General features: G+C 64.5%; 16 protein-coding genes. 10 read left to right on the top strand and 6 right to left on the bottom strand.

What is annotated here, in order from left to right; translation table 11 throughout:
• The first annotated feature begins 79 nt into the window (after positions 1 to 79).
• Together M2427_RS28685 and M2427_RS28680 are read left to right on the top strand one after the other, a co-directional pair.
• Entirely contained in the window at positions 80 to 529 is a 450-nt protein-coding gene (locus tag M2427_RS28685) for a cytochrome c (protein ID WP_280710237.1), read from the top strand.
• 211 nt (positions 530 to 740) lie between these two features.
• On the top strand, positions 741 to 2,024 hold the full coding sequence (locus tag M2427_RS28680; protein WP_280710236.1) for a cystathionine gamma-synthase family protein: 1,284 nt from the start codon (positions 741 to 743) through the stop codon (positions 2,022 to 2,024).
• 91 nt (positions 2,025 to 2,115) lie between these two features.
• On the opposite strand, the gene M2427_RS28675 is transcribed toward M2427_RS28680, so the two are convergent.
• On the bottom strand, positions 2,116 to 2,535 hold the full coding sequence (locus M2427_RS28675) for a CHRD domain-containing protein (RefSeq protein ID WP_280710235.1): 420 nt from the start codon (positions 2,533 to 2,535) through the stop codon (positions 2,116 to 2,118).
• Positions 2,536 to 2,688: 153 nt separating this feature from the next.
• Between M2427_RS28675 and M2427_RS28670 the strand changes: the two genes are divergently transcribed.
• Entirely contained in the window at positions 2,689 to 3,615 is a 927-nt protein-coding gene (locus tag M2427_RS28670; RefSeq protein ID WP_280710234.1) for a cytochrome c, read from the top strand.
• 10 nt (positions 3,616 to 3,625) lie between these two features.
• On the opposite strand, the gene M2427_RS28665 is transcribed toward M2427_RS28670, so the two are convergent.
• The gene (locus tag M2427_RS28665; protein WP_280710233.1) at positions 3,626 to 3,871 is read right to left on the bottom strand and encodes an Lrp/AsnC family transcriptional regulator; all 246 of its coding nucleotides are present in this window, start codon (positions 3,869 to 3,871) and stop codon (positions 3,626 to 3,628) included.
• Positions 3,872 to 4,102: 231 nt separating this feature from the next.
• Entirely contained in the window at positions 4,103 to 6,085 is a 1,983-nt protein-coding gene (locus tag M2427_RS28660) for a PAS domain S-box protein (RefSeq protein ID WP_280710232.1), read from the bottom strand.
• 272 nt (positions 6,086 to 6,357) lie between these two features.
• On the opposite strand from M2427_RS28660, the gene thiD reads away from it, so the two are divergent.
• The 4 genes from thiD (at position 6,358) to M2427_RS28640 (ending at position 10,281) form a co-directional block, all read left to right on the top strand.
• The gene (gene thiD, locus M2427_RS28655; protein ID WP_280710231.1) at positions 6,358 to 7,158 is read left to right on the top strand and encodes a bifunctional hydroxymethylpyrimidine kinase/phosphomethylpyrimidine kinase; all 801 of its coding nucleotides are present in this window, start codon (positions 6,358 to 6,360) and stop codon (positions 7,156 to 7,158) included.
• Between the two features lie 218 nt (positions 7,159 to 7,376).
• Positions 7,377 to 8,189, top strand: a complete 813-nt coding sequence (locus M2427_RS28650; protein ID WP_280710230.1) for a UDP-2,3-diacylglucosamine diphosphatase — start codon at positions 7,377 to 7,379, stop codon at positions 8,187 to 8,189.
• Complete coding sequence (locus tag M2427_RS28645) at positions 8,189 to 9,232, top strand: glycosyltransferase family 1 protein (RefSeq protein ID WP_280710229.1); 1,044 nt, start codon at positions 8,189 to 8,191, stop codon at positions 9,230 to 9,232. Before M2427_RS28650 ends, M2427_RS28645 begins: the two co-directional genes overlap by 1 nt.
• Positions 9,233 to 9,297: 65 nt before the next feature.
• Positions 9,298 to 10,281: a threonine/serine dehydratase gene (locus tag M2427_RS28640; protein WP_280710228.1), complete on the top strand. Its 984-nt coding sequence runs from the start codon at positions 9,298 to 9,300 to the stop codon at positions 10,279 to 10,281.
• A 77-nt stretch (positions 10,282 to 10,358) separates the two neighbouring features.
• Here M2427_RS28640 and M2427_RS28635 read toward each other — a convergent pair whose 3' ends face one another.
• Entirely contained in the window at positions 10,359 to 12,221 is a 1,863-nt protein-coding gene (locus M2427_RS28635) for a caspase family protein (RefSeq protein WP_280710227.1), read from the bottom strand.
• A gap of 201 nt (positions 12,222 to 12,422) precedes the next feature.
• On the opposite strand from M2427_RS28635, the gene M2427_RS28630 reads away from it, so the two are divergent.
• Entirely contained in the window at positions 12,423 to 12,866 is a 444-nt protein-coding gene (locus tag M2427_RS28630; protein WP_280710226.1) for an RbsD/FucU domain-containing protein, read from the top strand.
• A gap of 22 nt (positions 12,867 to 12,888) precedes the next feature.
• On the opposite strand, the gene M2427_RS28625 is transcribed toward M2427_RS28630, so the two are convergent.
• Positions 12,889 to 14,265, bottom strand: coding sequence for a hypothetical protein (locus tag M2427_RS28625; RefSeq protein WP_280710225.1), 1,377 nt, complete (start codon positions 14,263 to 14,265; stop codon positions 12,889 to 12,891).
• Between the two features lie 75 nt (positions 14,266 to 14,340).
• Between M2427_RS28625 and M2427_RS28620 the strand changes: the two genes are divergently transcribed.
• Positions 14,341 to 15,537, top strand: coding sequence for an MFS transporter (locus tag M2427_RS28620; protein WP_280710224.1), 1,197 nt, complete (start codon positions 14,341 to 14,343; stop codon positions 15,535 to 15,537).
• Here the strand turns inward: M2427_RS28620 and dgcA are convergent.
• Complete coding sequence (gene dgcA, locus M2427_RS28615; protein WP_280710223.1) at positions 15,507 to 16,502, bottom strand: N-acetyl-D-Glu racemase DgcA; 996 nt, start codon at positions 16,500 to 16,502, stop codon at positions 15,507 to 15,509. The genes M2427_RS28620 and dgcA overlap by 31 nt on opposite strands.
• A 134-nt stretch (positions 16,503 to 16,636) precedes the next feature.
• Between dgcA and M2427_RS28610 the strand changes: the two genes are divergently transcribed.
• Positions 16,637 to 17,770, top strand: a complete 1,134-nt coding sequence (locus M2427_RS28610; RefSeq protein ID WP_280710222.1) for an ABC transporter permease — start codon at positions 16,637 to 16,639, stop codon at positions 17,768 to 17,770.
• The last annotated feature ends 2 nt before the right edge of the window (positions 17,771 to 17,772 follow it).

Raw genomic sequence — 17,772 nt, 5'->3', positions numbered from 1 at the left:
GGGAATTAATTGCCCGCGGCCGGGTTCTATCCTCAATGGTCTTCCCCCAAACCGACTTGCGAGCCGGAGTAACAAGCCCATGAAACGTACGTTGATTGTTGCGGGCACCCTTCTTCTGGGTGCGGGCGCCGTGATGGCGCAGCAGGAGGTCGCCGTCCAGCAGGACAATCTGATGCGCTCGCAGGCCAAGAGCATGTATGGCGTGATCCTCAAGATGACGAAGGCCGACATTCCCTACGATCAGAAGGCGGTCGACACGGCAATCGCCAGTCTCGAGGCCGACGTCGCCAAGATCGCAAAGACCTTTGAGACCAATCCCAAGCAGGACGTGGTGAACGCGACCTACGGCTCGTCCCCCAAGGTCTGGCAGCAGAAGGCCGATTTCGATTCCAAGATCCCGCCAGTGCAGAAGGCGATCGCCGACGTCAAGGGCAAGATCACCGACGTGGCAAGCCTCAAGGCCGCCTACACCGCGATGAATGATCGTTGCAACGATTGCCACGAGACGTACCGGCTGAAGCTGAAGTAAGGCGAGGCAGCCCGTAGCCCGGATGGCGCTTTCGTTCCATCCGGGCGACAGGACTGATGCCTTTCTGATCACATCACCAAATTCTGTTCGCTTACCCTGACGGATCGGCGTCAGAAGGACTATGCTTGCGCGCATCGCCGCGGCGTTGATGCCTGATGCTGTCCGGAGTTCCGACGTGCGGCGGCGATCTCAGGCAACAGCGAGGCAGGCCATGGTCAAACCGTTCCCGTCGAAAACCCATATCGGCAACCATATGCTGCATCCGGAAACGTTGATGCTGACCTATGGCTACGATCCGCAGCTGTCGGAAGGCGCCATCAAGCCGCCGGTGTTTCTGACCTCGACCTTCGTGTTCAGGACGGCCGAGGACGGGGAGGATTTTTTCGACTACGTCTCCGGCCGGCGCGAGCCGCCGGAAGGCATGGGCGCAGGGCTCGTCTATTCGCGCTTCAACCATCCCAACAGCGAGATCGTCGAGGACCGGCTCGCGATCTACGAGCGCACCGAGAGCTGTACGCTGTTCTCGTCGGGCATGGCGGCGATCTCGACGACGATTCTCGCCTTCGTCCGCCCGGGCGACGTTATCCTGCACTCGCAGCCGCTCTATGGCGGGACGGAGACGCTATTGACGAACACGCTGTCGCGCTTCTCGATCGGCGCAGTCGGCTTTGCCGACGGCATCGATGAGGTGGCGGTCAACCAGGCCGCCGAAGAGGCGATGCGCAAGGGCCGGGTTTCGATGATCCTGATCGAGACGCCGGCCAACCCGACCAACGGCCTCGTCGACGTCGCGCTGATGCGCCGCGTTGCCGATACCATCGGCAAGGCCCAGGGCCACACGCCGATCATCGCCTGCGACAACACGCTGCTCGGTCCGGTGTTTCAGCGGCCGATCGAGCATGGCGCAGACATCTCGCTTTACTCTCTCACCAAATATGTCGGCGGCCATTCCGATTTGATCGCGGGCGCCGCGCTCGGCACCAAGACGGTCATGAAGGGCGTGAAAGCGCTGCGCGGTGCCATCGGCACCCAGCTCGATCCGCATTCCTGCTGGATGATCAACCGCTCGCTCGAAACGCTCAGCCTGCGCATGGAGAAGGCAAACAGCAACGCGCGGCTCGTGGCGGATTTCCTGCGTGACCATGCCAAGGTGGCCAAGGTTCATTATCTCGGCCATCACGCGGAGACCTCGCCCGCGGGGCGCGTGTTTGCGCGGCAATGTCTCGGCGCGGGGTCGACGTTCTCGTTTGACATCGTCGGCGGTCAGGCGTCGGCGGAGAAATTCCTCAATGCGTTGCAGATCTTCAAGCTCGCGGTCAGCCTCGGCGGAACGGAATCGCTGGCGAGCCTGCCGGCGACGATGACCCATTCCGGCGTTCCCGCCGACATCCGCCGCAAGATCGGCGTGCTCGATTGCACGATCAGGCTGTCGATCGGCATCGAGAATCCGCACGATTTGATTGCGGACCTCGAGCAGGCCTTGAGTGCGGCTTGACCGCACGGGGATCGCTGCCGCTTCAGAATCGAAAAGGCCGGACGCTTTGCGCCCGGCCATCGATCATCTGATCTGAATTTACTTCGTCACTTTACTTGGTCACCTGGCCGCGGATTTCGCCGCCCGGGTTGGCTGCGGTGTGAATGTTGACGTAGAGCTTGCCGGCGAGGAGATCGGAGGCCTGCGCGTCGGTCAGCGTGGCCGAGCCTTCGGCCGGGCTGTTGGCGATGCCCGGAATCGGGACCGCGACGCCCGCGTTCTTGCCGACCTCGGCAGGGCCGTGGAAATGGGCGGCAGTGGCGGGGCCGGAGAGGCCGGAATAGCTCACCTTCCACGAGAGCTTCTTGGTCGCGGCGTCATAGTCGAGATCGGCGGTGCCGGTGGCGGTGCTGGCATTGGCGGGGACTTCGGACTTGGCGTCCAGCGTCGCCTTCAGTTTCTCCGCGCTGGCCGAGCCTGCGAACGCGACGGCGGCTCCGAGTGCCAGCGTGACGAAAAGCGCTTTGTTCATGGGTCTCTCCCTGTTGACGCCTGATTGCTGTCAACTTGCAAACAGTGCGGTTCCGAGTTTATTCCCGGATGCCAATCAAACCATCTAAATAATTCGTGGCTGGAGCTGCGGCGGGATGATCCGTAAATACGCTCGAGCGCGATGGGATCCTTCATGCTGCGACGAACAATTTCCGTCTTCTTGGTTGCCATTGTCGCAGCCTTTGCCGTCTATTGGTGGCTGACCGCGCCGACCGCCCTGGCGCTGCCGGCGTCGACGCGTGCGCCCGATCTTGCCAACGGGCAGGAGCTGTTCAACGCCGGCGGCTGCTCGTCCTGCCATGCCGTGCCCAACCAGCCGGATCGCTTGAGGCTCGGTGGCGGCCTCGCGCTCGGCTCGCCGTTCGGCACGTTCTATGCGCCGAACATTTCACCTGATCCGACCGATGGCATCGGCCGTTGGAGCGAGGCCGATTTCGTCAACGCGGTGATGCGCGGCATCTCGCCTGAGGGCACGCACTACTTCCCGGCGTTTCCGTACACGTCCTATCACATTGCGAAAGTCGATGACGTTCGCGATCTCTTTGCCTATCTGAAGACATTGCCGCAGGTCGCGGGCCGCGTGCGCGATCATGATCTGCCGTTTCCCTTCAACATCCGACGCAATGTCGGCATCTGGAAATTGCTGTTCGTGGATGTGAGGCCGTTCGTGCCGGCCGCGATGCATTCGGCAGAGTGGAACCGCGGCGCCTATCTCGTGAACGGTTTCGGCCATTGCGCCGAATGCCACAGCCCGCGCAATTTTCTCGGCGGCGTCATCAGCGCGCAGCGCTTTGCCGGCGGACCCAATCCCGAAGGCGAGGGCTGGGTGCCGAACATCACGCAGAAGGGCATCGGTGACTGGAGCGAGAAGGAGATCGCCGACTTCCTCGAGACCGGCGACATGCCCGAGGGCGACAGCGCGTCGGGCTCGATGCGGCCGGTGATCAAGAATCTCGCGCAGCTGAGACCGGAGGATCGCGCCGCGATGGCCGCCTATCTGAAATCGCTGCCGCCGGTCGACGGTCCGACGCCGCCCAAGCGCAAGGAAAGTGGCGGTTGAACGCGTCCAGCTAGCCCGTACCGAAGGCCTTGAAGGTGATGATGGTGAGCGTGTCCTGGATGCCGGGCAGCACCTGCACCTTCTCGTTGATGAAGTGGCCGATATCGGTGTCCTTGTCGACGTAGAACTTCACCAGCAAATCGTAGTGGCCCGCGGTGGAGTAGATCTCGGAGGCGATCTCGGCTTCGGCAAGCGCGTTGGCGACCGTATAGGACTGGCCAAGCTTGCATTTGATCTGGACGAAGAAAGGTACCATTGCAGTCACTCCGAAGGCATTGCTTGCCGGCTAATAGGCCAAAACCGGCCCGATTTAGCAAGCGGGCATACGGCCTGCGGCCATCCTTCGAGACGCGCGCAAGGGCGCGCTCCTCAGGATGAGGTCACGGTTCGCGGTGAGATATCAAACCCTCATGGTGAGGAGCCCGCCTAAGCGGGCGTCTCGAACCATGCAGGCCGGACAGGTGCGGCAGCCTCCAATAGAGGCGCTCTACGAGGCCATCGCTGCTGCCGCAAATGCGTCCCTGAGCCGCTGGGCGAGCTCGGCCTTGCGATAGGGCTTGGTCAGGACCACGGCCTCAGCCTGCGCGCGGCCCTGCTCGACCAGGGTCTCCAGCGCATAGCCCGAGGTAAACAGCACCGGCAAACCGGGGCGAATACGCCGGGCCTGGTCGGCGAGGTCCCAGCCGCTCATCCCGCCGGGCATGACGATATCGGTGAACAGCATGTCGATGGCAGGGTCGGCGCGCAGCCGTTGCAAGGCCTCCTTGCCGTTCACGGCGGCGACGACGCGATAGCCGAGCGCCTCCACCCGGAGGATCACCGAGGATCGCACGAACGGATCGTCCTCCGCGATCAGGATCGTCTCATGGCCGCGCGGTGCGGCTTCGTCGTTCTCGGGCGCCTCGGCCGCGGACTGTCCGGCGCCGACACGCGGCAGATAGATCCGGACCGTCGTTCCCAGACCCTGCTCGCTATAGATCGAGACATGGCCGTCGGATTGCTTGGCGAAACCATAGACCATGCTCAGCCCGAGGCCGGAGCCCTTGCCGACTTCCTTGGTGGTGAAGAATGGCTCGAACGCACGCTCGATGACGTCAGGCGTCATGCCTTCACCGTCATCAGTGACCGAGATCAGGGCATAGCTGCCGGATGCGACCTCCGGGTGCAGGGCGCGATAGTCCTCGTCGACTGCGGCGAGCTCCGTGCTCAGTGTCAGATGCCCGCCCGATGGCATCGCGTCCTGCGCGTTGAGCGCAAGGTTCAGCACCGCGGATTCGAGCTGGGCGCGGTCCGCAAAGGCCTTGATGGTGCCGGGACCGAATATCGTCTTGATCTCGATGTTCTCGCGCAACGTGCGCTTGAACAGCTTGAGCATGGATTCGATCAGCTCGCGGCAATCGATCGTCCGCGGCTGGAGCAGCTGGCGGCGGCTGAAGGCGAGCAGCCGCTGTGTCAGCTCCGCGCCGCGTTCGCCTGACTGGCAGATGTCGTCGGCGAACTGGCGCAGGTCGGGCCGCGCCTTGAGCTGCTCGCTGAGATGTTCGGCGTTGCCGATGATGACGGTGAGGAGGTTGTTGAAGTCATGCGCGATGCCGCCGGAGAGCTGACCGACCGTTTCCATCTTCTGCGCCTGCTGGAGCTGCTGCTCGGTCAATTTGCGCGCGGTCAGATCGTGAATGATGCCGACGAAGATCAGCTCGCCGTCCTGCATCGCCTGGCCGACCGACAGGTCCATCGGAAAGGTCGACCCGTCCTTGCGCAGGCCGATCGTCTCGCCACCGGTCGCGAAATCCCTCGTGTCGCCACTGGACGCGGCGCCGGCCTCGTCGGGAATCAGCACCCTGACGTTCCGGTTCATCACCTCTCTCGCCTGGTAGCCGAACAACCGCTCGCAGGCCGGATTGAACAGCAGGATGCGGTTCTGCGCGTCGAACAGGATGACGCCGTCGACGGCGGTCTCGACCACCGCGGTCAGACGCGCCACGCTCTCGCGCATCGCGCGCTGCGCCTCGCCCACCTGTTTGAGCAGTTGCGTCGCGTCCCGGGTCTTGATCTCTTCTTCCTCGAGCGCGGCCTGGACCTTTTGCAGCTCGAACGGAGAGGGGATGGCCAGGATCTTCGGCAGCAGCGGCCAGAGCGCGACTGCCGTGAAGATCGACGCTACCGCAGTTGCGGCCTTGACCAGGCCTTCGATGCCATAGATCGGGACCCAGAGGGTGTAGATCGACAGCACATGTGTCAGGCCGCAGGCCATGATGAAGATCGCGAACGCCCAGAACACCCAGCCGAACTGGAGGTCACGCCGCCTGGTGACGAGGATCGTGAGCGCAAACGGGATCGAGAAATAGGCGGCCGCGATGCTGGCGTCGGAGACGACGTGGAGCCAGATCAGCTCGGGCTCCCACAGCAGGCAGATGCCGTGCGGTGAGAACATCGAGGAATCGAGGATGCGTTCAAAATAGGCCCACATGATTTCTTCCCGAGAGGCTGCAGGCCGGGGAAACCTGCAACGTGGCGTCGCTGGACGAACCCACCACACGTTTCACTGATTTGGTGAGGCGCGCCAAGGCCGGGTGATGCCCAGGTCATATTCTCCGGGATGTGCACGCTTCCGGGACGACAAGGCTGGGCGGCTTTGTTTCTGCCTGATTCGCCGGCTTGCTGGCGTTGCGCCGGCGCGCTAGGACAAACCATGTCAGGACAGATCATGGCCGTGTTTTCGTCAAGCAAGCGTATCCTGCGATGACCACGCCCGTGGCGCTTACCATTGCCGGCTCGGATTCGAGCGGCGGCGCAGGCATTCAGGCCGACCTGAAGACTTTTGCTGCGTTCGGCGTCTACGGCGCGTCAGCGATCACGGCGCTGACCGCACAGAACACCAGAGGCGTCACCGGCATTCACGCGGTGCCGGCCGATTTCGTCACCGCGCAGATCGATGCGGCGTTCTCCGATCTCGATGTCGGCGCGGTGAAGATCGGCATGGTGGCGCAGGTTGCGAGCATCGATGCGATCGCTTCAGCGCTGTCGCGCTGGAAGCCTCGCCATGTCGTGCTCGATCCCGTGATGGTCGCAACCTCTGGCGACCGCCTGCTCGCCGCAGAGGCCGTCGTGGCGTTGCGCACGAAACTGATGCCGCTCGCTTCCGTGATCACGCCCAATCTGCCCGAGGCGGCGGCGCTGCTTGACGAGCCGATCGCGCGAAGCGAGACCGAGATCGAAAGCCAGGGGCGTCGTCTGCTCGAGTTCGGCTGCCGCGCCGTCCTGATCAAGGGGGGGCACGGCGAGGGTGCGGAGAGCACCGACTATCTCGTCAGCCCGAGCACCACGATCGCGCTGGCCGCGCCGCGCGTCGCGACCCGCAACACCCATGGGACCGGCTGCTCGCTGTCGTCAGCCGTGGCCGCGGGCCTCGCCAAAGGCGAGGATCTCGAGACGGCCGTACGCAGCGCCAAGAGCTGGATCAGCGCGGCGATCGCTGCTGCCGACCGCTTCAGCGTCGGTCACGGCCACGGGCCGATCCATCATTTCCACAGGTTTTACTGACACAGGCGTCCTGCCGGGCGCTGGTTGGTCCCGGTATTAACCAATATGGCCGTGGTTCCGGGGTCTTGCGGGCCATCATTGCCTGATCATGTCGCCTGATTGTCGCATGTGACTGATATTCGCGGGGAGGGCGAGGCAAGGTTCGATTCGTATCTGAGGGTGCCTCAAAGGTTCAATCGGTCATCCCCCTGTCACGGGACACAGTTACAGGCTGGCGCATGGGAAGTTACGATGTGAGTGACGAGAGCCCGGAGCGGCGCTTTCGCACGTTGTTCATCTCCGACGTTCATCTCGGAGCCCGCGGCTCTCAAGCCGACCTTTTGCTGGACTTCCTGCGCTATCACGATGCCGACACGATCTATCTCGTCGGCGACATCGTCGATGGCTGGGCGCTGAAATCGAGCTGGCACTGGCCGCAATCGCATAACGATCTGGTCCAGAAGCTGCTGCGCAAGGCGCGCAAGGGCGCCAAGATCATCTACGTGCCCGGCAACCACGACGAGTTCCTGCGCAACTATTACGGCACGCATTTCGGCGGTATCGACGTGGTCGAGAACACGATCCACACCGGCGTGGACGGCAAGCGTTTTCTCATCATCCACGGCGACATCTTCGACCTCGTGGTGCAGAACGCGCGCTGGCTCGCCCATCTCGGCGACAAGGCCTACGACTTCGCGATCCAGATGAATCGCTTCGTCAACTTCTTCCGCCGCATGTTCAAGGTGCCCTATTGGTCGCTGTCGCAATGGGCCAAGCAGAAGGTCAAGAACGCCGTCAATTATATCGGCGCGTTCGAGCAGGCGCTCGCCGCCGAAGCCCGGCGTCATGATGCCGACGGTGTGATCTGCGGCCACATCCACTACGCCGTGATCCGCGACGAGAACGGTATCCGCTACATGAATTGCGGCGACTGGGTCGAAAGCTGCACCGCGCTGGTCGAGCACGATGACGGCCATTTCGAGATCATCACCTGGGCGGATCATCTGAAGAAACCGGCACAAGTGCCGCAGGTGGCAGCAAGGGCGGCTTGATGCGCATCCTGGTCGCGACCGACGCCTGGCACCCGCAAGTCAACGGTGTGGTTCGGACGCTGACCAAACTCGCCGACGCCGCCAAGGGGCTCGGCGTCGAATTCACGTTCCTGACGCCGCAATCATTCCGCACCTTCGCGATGCCGAGCTATCGCGACGTGCGGCTGGCGATGCCGCGCCCGGCGCGCATCGCAGAACTGATCGAGGAAGCCCGGCCCGACAGCATCCATATCGCGACCGAAGGCCCGATCGGCCTGATGGTCCGCCGCTATTGCCGACAGCGCAAGCTGCCGTTCACGACCAGCTTCCACACCCGTTTTCCCGAATATGTCCGCGCCCGGATGCCGGTTCCGGGCTCGCTGATCTGGCGGGCGCTGCGGCGTTTCCACAGCCCGAGCCGGGCCGTGATGGCGGCGACGCCGGCGCTCGCCTGCGAGCTTGGCGAGCGCGGTTTCGACAATGTCGTGCTGTGGCCGCGCGGCGTCGATACGCATCTGTTCCACCCCCGCGCCGTCGATCTCTGCCTGCCGGCACCGGTGTTCCTCTCGGTCGGTCGGGTCGCGGTGGAGAAGAATCTCGAAGCGTTCCTCGATCTCGATCTGCCCGGCACCAAGGTGGTCGTCGGTGACGGGCCCGCGCGTAATGCGCTGGAGGAGGCCTACCCCGACGCGATTTTCTTAGGGGAGAAGCACGGCGAGGAACTTGCCGACATCTATGCGGCGGCCGACGTCTTCGTGTTTCCGAGCAAAACCGACACGTTCGGCCTCGTTCTGCTCGAGGCGCTGGCAAGCGGCCTGCCGGTTGCGGCCTTCCCGGTGAAGGGGCCGCGCGACGTCATCGGCGATGCGCCGGTCGGCGTGCTGGATCATGATCTGCGCAATGCCTGCTTCGCCGCGCTCGGCGTTTCCCGGCAGGACTGCGTCGAATTCGCTGCCGCTTACACCTGGGAGGCCTCGGCGCGGGCGTTTATCGACAGCATCCGTGCGGTCGGCGCGGTGCTGCCGGGCCGGAACGGGGCGGAACAGCCGCGCTTCGTCGCCTGAAGAGAAGAAAATCCTCGCGCGGAGGTGTCTTGCTTGCAACTCGCCGGCCGCGATAACATCGCGCCATGTCCGAACAGCCCCTTCCGGTCGGCCCCGCCGATATCGACGCCGCAGCGCGCGTGCTCGCGCCCTACGCCGTCCGCACCCCGCTGTTGTCTTTCCCCGTGCTCAACGAGCGCGTCGGCGCAAAGGTGTTCCTGAAGCCGGAGATGCTCCAGCGCACCGGCTCCTTCAAGTTTCGCGGCGCCTTCAACAAGGTGTTCTCGATTCCGCAAGACAAGCGCGCGGGCGGCGTCGTCGCGTTCTCCTCCGGCAATCACGCCCAGGGCGTGGCTGCGGCGGCCAAGATCCTTGACATGCAGGCGACCATCGTGATGCCGGCGGACGCGCCGCTGTCGAAGCGCGAACGCACCAAATCCTACGGCGCCGAGGTCGTGCTGTATGACCGCTACAACGACGACCGTGAGGCGATCTCGCGCGGCATCGCCGAGAAGCGCGGCGCGACGCTGGTTCGGCCCTATGACGATCCCTTCGTGATCGCAGGCCAGGGCACCGCCGGCCGCGAGATCGCGGAGGATATGGCAACGCTCGGCCTCTCACCTGATATCGTGGTGGCCCCGGCCTCCGGCGGCGGCCTGATCGCGGGTGTCGCGACCGCGGTGAAGGCGCGCTATCCGCAAGCGCAGATCGTGGTGGCCGAACCTGAGGCGTTCGACGATCACGGCATTTCGCTCAGCGCGGGCCATCGCGAGCCGCATGGGCCTGCGGGCCGCACCATCTGCGATGCGCTGATGGCCTTGATCCCCGGCGAGATGACCTTTGCGATCAACAGCAAGCTCTTGGCGCGCGGCGTGACGGCCTCGGACAAGGAAGTCGGCGCCGCCGTCGCCTTTGCCTATCGCGAGCTGAAGCTCGTGGTCGAGCCCGGCGGCGCGGTGGGCCTTGCCGCGCTGCTCGCCGGTCGTCTGGATGTTGCCGGCAAGAACGTCGTCATCGTGCTCTCCGGCGGCAACGTCGATGCGGACCTGTTCGCCGAGCTGGTGGCCTGATTTCTTGAGTGTCCGACACGATGAAGGGGCAGAGCGTTTCCGCTCTGCCCCCTTTGTCGTTGCGTGATCGGTTGCGATCAGTGCCCGAAGCCGTGGTGACCACCACCGCCGCCACCCATCATCGGCGATTGGTTCATTGACTGGCGGAAGTTGTTGCCGCCGCCATTGCTGAACGAGTTGAACTGCGGGCGGTTGTTCTGCACCTGCACATTGCTCACCGGATTGTTGTTGAGCTTCACGATGCCGGTGTTGCCGTTGTTGATGCGGATCGGCTGGTTCTGGATCTGAACATTCGTCGTCTTCACGTCGGTCGTCTTGACGTCGACGCCCTTGCCGATGTTCACCGGCATGCTCACGATCTTGCCAGGCGTTCCGGTATTGTTGGTGCCGTTATTCTGCGTGGTGGTGGTGACCGGCAGCGTCGTGATCTTGCCGATGCCGCCGTTGTTCGTCGTCGTGTTGGTCGGCGTGGGCAGGGTGACGACCTTGCCGGGCGTTCCGGTATTGCTGGTGCCGTTATTCTGCGTTGTGGTGGTCACCGGCAGCGTCACGATCTTGCCGATGCCGCCGTTGTTCGTGGTCGTGTTGGTCGGCGCCGGCAGGTTGACGATCTTGCCGCCATTGCCGAGCTTGCCGATGACGTTGCCGTCGACCGGCTTCTGCCCGACCGGCAGGTTGGCGTTCATCTGCGAGCCACCGTTGCCCTCATGGATCAGCGGCATGTATTTGGGCTGGCCGAAATTGCCGATTTTCAAGGTCGGGGCAATGTTCTGCGGGGCCAGGAACTTGGTCGGCTGCATCAAGGGGATCTGCTTCGGATGCGCCTCGAGCTTCAGCGCGATTTGCGCATAGGGGCTGTTGCCGTAGCTGCTGTAGAAGTTCTGATAGCCGATTGGCGTGTTCAACAGGACCGCCTGGTGCCAGGCCTGCGACATCAGGAGATTTGCAAGCAGCCAGCGGATGTGATCGCACAGCGGATCGTGCGGGTACATCGCGATGAACTCCTGATAGTACTCCGGCCGTCCCTCGGACACGACGTAGTCATAGGCCTGGCGGGTCGAGCGGCTCGGCAGGTTGGAGGCCATCTGCACCACCGGTGCATGCACCGGTGCGCGGTTGGCGGCCACCACCGTGTCGCCGAAGAAGGTGAAGTCCGATGTCAGGGACGAGCTCTCCCACGGAATCTGGGCGCCGCTGGTGGTCTGGTTCACCGCGAGCCGCACGCGCTTGAACAACTGCTCGATCGGCACGTTGGGCTCACGCGCCACGTTCAGGAACGCCTGGGTGTAAGGGCTGTGGCCGCCACTGCCGTCGAGCGCTTCGGCGCCCGGCGCGGTCGAATAGCCGACGATCGAGCCGTTCGGCGCATCGACGATGGCCAGGCCACGGCCGGCGTCGTTCACGTTCGGAAACGGGTTGTTGCGGCAGGCATCGAGGATGACGATGCGCATCCGGCTCGGGATCGTCTCGAGCGTCGACATCACGTCGACCAGGCGCACCGAGTCGTTGACCAGCTCGGTCTGGTCTGTGACCTTTGCATCGACGGGAACGAGATAGTTCTCGCCGGCGAGCTGCACGCCGTGACCGGCGTAATAGACCATCGCCACCGTGTTCGGGCCGCGTTCGGACACCTTGGCGGAGAAGTCCTGCACCACGCGCAGCATTTCATTCTGGCCGAGGTCGGTGGCCGAGATCACCTCGAAGCCGGCGGAGTTGAGAAACTGCGCCATCGACTGGGCGTCATTGTCGGGGTTCGCAAGCTGTGGTGCGTTCTGGTAGTTCGAATTGCCGATTACCAGCGCAACCCGCTGCTCCGGGCCTAGCAGCGCGGTCGGGGCGGGTTCGACAGGGGCAACTTGCGCGGAAACAGGGCCGCAGGCGAAGCCGAACAGGCTTCCCAGCAGGCCGGCAGTCATCAGGGCGGATTTCAGGCGGAACATGGCGTGCTCCTTTGGCACTCATCTCGATGCGAGATTGGTGGCGAGGAAACTTGATCGCGTTCGAGCCCAAGGTCCGTGATCGGGATCACCGTGGCGCGCTGCGTGATCCAGATCACGCGGGACCTGCTATAGTGCGGAACCGATAATCGACCACGCCGGCTTTGCCGGCCAAAGACACGCCCTTGGGAGGACAGTCGTCACATGCTGAAATCGATCGATCCGATCCTGACGCCCGATCTGCTCTGGCTGCTCGCCTCGATGGGCCATGGCGATGACCTCGTCGTCGTCGACGCCAATTTCCCCGCGACCCACATCGCCCGGACGACATCCTCGCAGCGCCTGATCCAGCTGCCGGGGATGACCATGGAGACCGCGGTGCGGGCCATCATGACGCTCTATCCGCTCGACGATTTCGATCCCGATCCCGTGCGCGTGATGATGCCGGTCGACGATCCCGACCGCGTGCCGGATATCCAGCGCGCGGTGCTGGCGGAGATCGCTGGCGCAGTGGGCCGCCCGGTCACGCCCGGCAAGCTGTCGCGGCCGGACTTCTATCGCGCCGCGGCCGGGGGCTTCGGTGTCGTGCAGGTCGGCGACGCCAGAGGCTATGGCTGCTTCCTGATCCGCAAGGGCGTGATCTTCTGATTCAGGGGAAGCCGCGCCCGCCTTACGAGAAGAACGCGATCTTCTCGGCCTGGGTCATGCGGCGAATCGGGGCCAGCGCGTCGTTGGCCGCAGTGCGCGGCCTTTGCACGATGCCGCTGGCGAGGATGGTGGCCCCAAGCGAAGGCTCGGGCAGCGGCGACGGCATCGGAATCGTCGCGGTCGGTGCCGCGTCGAATGACATTGCGGCCGCCATCGCGGGAGCGGGCTGCTCCATCACTTCGGCGGCGGCTTCCGCAATGGCGTCGGTGAGGCGTGCGAGCGATTCCATCGCGATCGGGGCTTCAGTAACCGGCTCCTCGACGACTAACTCTTCATGTGGCGTGACCGGTGCTTCCACCGCGACGGGCTCCGTGACCATCGGTTCCGGCCTCGGTTCCGGCAACCGTTCCGGAATGGCTGCTTCCATCTCCGCGGGATCGACGATCTCGTCGAATTCCGGATCGGGCGCGGCCATCTCCATGGCGATGGCCTCGAGTATGGCTTCGTCCTCGGCCTCCGCCGCGGCATCGAGCGAGAACTCGTCGGTGATCTCGGCGGCGGCCGCGGGATCGGCGAGGCTGTCCTCAATCGGGGCAAAGCTCTCTTCGACGGCGGCTGGGATTTCGGTGATCTCGAGCGCGATCGCGACGTCCATCGTCGCGTCCTCGGCGATGCCGCTGATGTCGGCAGCGATTTCGGGCGCGATCTCCTGCTCGATTTCTTGCGGCATCTCCGTAAAAGCCACGGGTGCTTCGCTCGCCATCGCGGTGGACGCTTCGGCGACTGCGGCTTCCGCCACGGGCGGCGCTTCCGGCGTGGGTGCCGGAGAAGGCCGCACGGCGGCTTGCGGCGCTGCGACACCGTCGACGTCGGTCTCTTCGACCCGGTCCTTGAGCAGGTCGAAGGCGGCCTTGAGGTCGCCGCGCGGGTCGATGGTCGAAACTTGCGCGCAGGCCGCCTCGATGGAGGCGAGCTGCGAATCAATCAGGTCGCAGATTCGCCCGTCGGCGCCGATCTCGCGCCAGCGCCATGAGATTTCCTTGATGATGCGCACGCCGCGCGGAATAGCTGCGAGGCTCGCTTTGATCGCGGCTGGATCAAACGCCTTCGCGGCCGCGCTTTCCGCGTCCTCGACCGCGCGGCGGATCGCGACCAGCGCTTCGGGCAGGCGGTCCACGACGACAGGTTGTCGCTGTGCCGCAAGGGTTTCTTCGATTTTTGCGACCGCGTCGAGCACCATGCGCGTGTCGGCATTGCGGTTGCGCTTGGCGTATTCGCCGAGGAACCAGCGGCCGCGCGCGGTCTCCATGAAGGCTTCGCGGATCGCGTCGTAATCCTGCTCGTTCGGCTCGGCCGCGCGGGCAGACATGGGCGAGAGGGCGAATGCTTCGTTGGCCATGACAATCTCGTCGCGCAAATCACCGCGCGTTACTGTAACGATCACCACGATATCGACCGAATCGCAATTGGTTTGATGCCACTCGAATCACAAATCCCCACACCAGCAGCGGTCAAGCGGCGATTCGCCGTGAGTCTCGCAATGTTCTACGGCATGTCCTACGGTGTCCTGGGCACCCATCTGCCGTTCTTCACGGTGTGGTTGAAGGCCATCGGTATCGAGCCGGGCTGGATTGGAATCATCAGCGCCGTCCCGGCCGTCACGCGCTTCACGACGCTGCCTTTCGTGACCAGCCTGGCTGAACGGCGCCACGCATTGCGCGGCGCGATGATCCTGACGGCGTCGGCCACCGCACTCTGCTTTGTGCTTGTGGGCACCCAGCAGCAGCCCTTGCCGGTGCTCGTGCTCTATGTCGTCACCTGTTGCTGCTGGACTCCGCTGACACCGCTCACCGATGCCTATGCCTTGCGCGGCGTGGCCCGGTATCGATTCGATTACGGGCCCGTGCGGCTCTGGGGATCGGTCGCGTTCATCCTCGGCGCGCTCGCTTGCGGGCTGCTGATCGAATTGATCGCAGCGCGCCAGCTGATCTGGATCATCGTCGCGATGGCGACGATCTCGGCCTTGTCAGGGCTTTTGCTGCAGCCGCTGCAGGAGGGGCCGCGAACATCAAGAATGGCGGAGGCCGGCAAACCTCTGCTGCGCGACCTGGGCTTCCTCGCCATCATCTGCTCGTCGGCGCTGATCCAGTCCAGCCACGTCGCCTATTACACCTTCGCCTCGATCAATTGGCAGAACCACGGTCTTGGCGGATTGACGATCGCGGGACTGTGGACACTCGGCGTTTGCGCCGAGATCGTCGTCTTCGCTGTGTCGCCGCGCTTTTCGCTGCATCCCGTGGTGCTGGTGGTGATCGGAGGCATCAGTGCCGCGATGCGCTGGTCGATCACCGCGCATGAGCCGCCGATCGCCGTGCTCGCGATCACGCAGCTCGGACACGGCCTGAGCTTCGGCCTGACCCAGGTTGGTGTGATGAATCTCATGGTGCGTCACGTACCGCCGCGTCAAATGGCGCGGGGACAGGGATATTACGCGGCGATTGGCGGGCTGTTGAGCGCGGCCACGTCGATCGTCTCAGGCGCGATCTACGCGCGCTATGGCGAGGGCTTGTACTACGTCATGGCGGCGATGGCCGCGGCCGGCGCGCTGCTGATCTGGTCGGCGCGGCATCGTCTGATCGCTCAGCCCCAGAGCGCGGCATCCGGCGGGTAGACCAGGCTCTCGTCATAGCGAAGCCCGTGATCGCGATCGCGCGCGAGCAGCAAGGGACCATCGAGATCGACGAAGCGCGCCTGCGGCGTCACCAGCATGGCAGGGGCCATCGACAGCGAGGTCGCCACCATGCAGCCGATCATGATCTCGAAGCCGAGCGCCTGCGCGGCATCGGCCATGGCGAGCGCCTCGGTGAGGCCGCCGGTCTTGTCGAGCTTGATGTTGACGGCGTCGTAGCGGTCGCGGAGCGAGGCGAGGGTCTTGCGCGTGTGCACGCTCTCGTCGGCGCAGACCGCGACCGGCCGCTTGATCATTGCCAGTGCGTCGTCCCGACCTGCGGGCAAGGGTTGCTCGACCAGCGTGACGCCGACGGCGGCGCAGGCGGCAAGGTTGGCTTCCAGATTGGCCAGCGTCCACGCCTCGTTGGCGTCGACCACCAGCTCCGATTCGGGGGCGGCCTTGCGGACAGAAGCGATCCGCTCGGGATCGCCTTCGCCGCCAAGCTTGATCTTGAGCAGGGGCCGGTGCGCCGCCTTTGCCGTCGCCGCCGCCATCGCCTCCGGCGTGCCGAGCGAGATCGTGTAGGCGGTGGTGCGCACGCCCGGCTCCGGGCGGTCCAGCAGGTTCCAGGCCCGCCGGCCGGCCGCCTTGGCCTCGAGGTCGATCAGAGCGCAATCCAGCGCGTTGCGGGCTGCGCCGGGCTTCATGGCGGCCTGGAGGGCTTGGCGGTCGAGGCCGCCCCGGACCGCGTCCTGCATGGCCAGGATCGCGGCCAGCGTCGCCTCGGGCGTCTCGCCATAGCGGGGATAGGGGACGCATTCGCCGCGGCCGGTCAGGCCATTTTGGCTCACTTCGGCCACAACGGTCACCGCTTCCGTCTTGGCGCCCCGGCTGATGGTGAAACTGCCGGCGATCGGAAACCGCTCGATTCGGGCGAAAAGACCGGGAACTTTGCTGGAAGTCATTTTGAACTCTGGCGAAATCTGAACCTGCTGGTTACCTCTAACAACTAATATTAACCAGTTGGGGGTACCTTTTCCGGGTAAGGGCGCGTGCGCAACACTCTGATTTCCTCCGCCCTCGAACGGGAGCGGACACCTTGAGCGGCGATCCGAAGCTGGAACGGATTGCCAAAGGCAACGCGCTGGCCCTCTGCGCCACCGGAACCTGGACCGCGAGCTTCGCGCCGGCCCTGGAACGGATGGTGGCCGACGCCGAGAAGCTTGCCGGCAGCCCCCAGAACATCTTCATCGACGTCTCCGAGGTCGCCAAGCTCGACACCTTTGGGGCCTGGCTGATCGAGCGGCTGCGTCGCAGCCTGACCAAGGGAACGGTCGAGGCGCAGATTGCGGGGCTCTCCGCCAATTATTCGAGCCTCGTGGACGAGGTGCGCCGGGTCAGGGCGACGCCCGTCATCGACAGCAGCACGATCACCATCAGCGGCATGCTGGAGCAGATCGGCCGCGCGGTGGCCGGCGTCGGCGGCACCTTTGCCGGCCTGATCGACATGCTTGGCGCGGTGCTCGCCGCGGGCGGGCATGTGCTGATCCATCCGCGCTCGTTCCGCCTGACCTCGACCGTGCATCACATGGAGCAGGTCTGCTGGCGCGCGGTGCCGATCATCGTGCTGATCACCTTCCTGATCGGCTGCATCATCGCCCAGCAGGGCATTTTCCATTTCCGCCGCTTCGGCGCCGACATCTTCGTCGTCGACATGCTCGGCGTGCTGGTCCTGCGCGAGATCGGCGTGCTGCTGGTGGCGATCATGGTGGCGGGCCGCTCGGGCAGTGCCTACACCGCCGAGCTCGGCTCCATGAAGATGCGCGAAGAGATCGACGCGCTGCGCACCATGGGCTTTGATCCGATCGAGGTGCTGGTGCTGCCGCGCATGCTGGCGCTGGTGCTGGCGCTGCCGATCCTCGCCTTCCTCGGCGCGATGGCCGCGCTCTATGGCGGCGGTCTCGTCGCCTGGCTCTATGGCGGCGTCGATCCCGAAGCGTTTCTGTTGCGGCTGCGCGACGCCATCTCGATCGATCATTTCATCGTCGGCATCGTCAAGGCACCGGTGATGGCCGCGGTGATCGGCATTGTCGCCTGCGTCGAGGGCCTCGCGGTGCAGGGCAGCGCCGAGTCGCTCGGACAGCACACCACGGCGTCGGTGGTGAAGGGCATCTTCTTCGTCATCGTGATGGACGGCGTGTTCGCCATCTTCTTCGCCTCGATCGGGATGTGACG

The organism is Bradyrhizobium sp. BR13661 (assembly GCF_029892425.1).
Taxonomy (GTDB): domain Bacteria; phylum Pseudomonadota; class Alphaproteobacteria; order Rhizobiales; family Xanthobacteraceae; genus Bradyrhizobium.
This window is presented reverse-complemented; position numbering and strand designations above follow the sequence as displayed.

Bases quoted from the DNA above. Each gene is read 5' to 3' on its own strand.
- M2427_RS28620 (WP_280710224.1), top strand. From the start codon at position 14,341: ATGCCACTCGAATCACAAATCCCCACACCAGCAGCGGTCAAGCGGCGA.
- M2427_RS28660 (WP_280710232.1), bottom strand. From the start codon at position 6,085: ATGTGGGCCTATTTTGAACGCATCCTCGATTCCTCGATGTTCTCACCG.
- M2427_RS28665 (WP_280710233.1), bottom strand. From the start codon at position 3,871: ATGGTACCTTTCTTCGTCCAGATCAAATGCAAGCTTGGCCAGTCCTAT.
- M2427_RS28670 (WP_280710234.1), top strand. From the start codon at position 2,689: ATGCTGCGACGAACAATTTCCGTCTTCTTGGTTGCCATTGTCGCAGCC.
- M2427_RS28675 (WP_280710235.1), bottom strand. From the start codon at position 2,535: ATGAACAAAGCGCTTTTCGTCACGCTGGCACTCGGAGCCGCCGTCGCG.
- M2427_RS28635 (WP_280710227.1), bottom strand. From the start codon at position 12,221: ATGTTCCGCCTGAAATCCGCCCTGATGACTGCCGGCCTGCTGGGAAGC.
- M2427_RS28640 (WP_280710228.1), top strand. From the start codon at position 9,298: ATGTCCGAACAGCCCCTTCCGGTCGGCCCCGCCGATATCGACGCCGCA.
- M2427_RS28680 (WP_280710236.1), top strand. From the start codon at position 741: ATGGTCAAACCGTTCCCGTCGAAAACCCATATCGGCAACCATATGCTG.
- M2427_RS28630 (WP_280710226.1), top strand. From the start codon at position 12,423: ATGCTGAAATCGATCGATCCGATCCTGACGCCCGATCTGCTCTGGCTG.
- dgcA (WP_280710223.1), bottom strand. From the start codon at position 16,502: ATGACTTCCAGCAAAGTTCCCGGTCTTTTCGCCCGAATCGAGCGGTTT.
- M2427_RS28645 (WP_280710229.1), top strand. From the start codon at position 8,189: ATGCGCATCCTGGTCGCGACCGACGCCTGGCACCCGCAAGTCAACGGT.
- M2427_RS28650 (WP_280710230.1), top strand. From the start codon at position 7,377: ATGGGAAGTTACGATGTGAGTGACGAGAGCCCGGAGCGGCGCTTTCGC.
- M2427_RS28685 (WP_280710237.1), top strand. From the start codon at position 80: ATGAAACGTACGTTGATTGTTGCGGGCACCCTTCTTCTGGGTGCGGGC.
- thiD (WP_280710231.1), top strand. From the start codon at position 6,358: ATGACCACGCCCGTGGCGCTTACCATTGCCGGCTCGGATTCGAGCGGC.
- M2427_RS28625 (WP_280710225.1), bottom strand. From the start codon at position 14,265: ATGGCCAACGAAGCATTCGCCCTCTCGCCCATGTCTGCCCGCGCGGCC.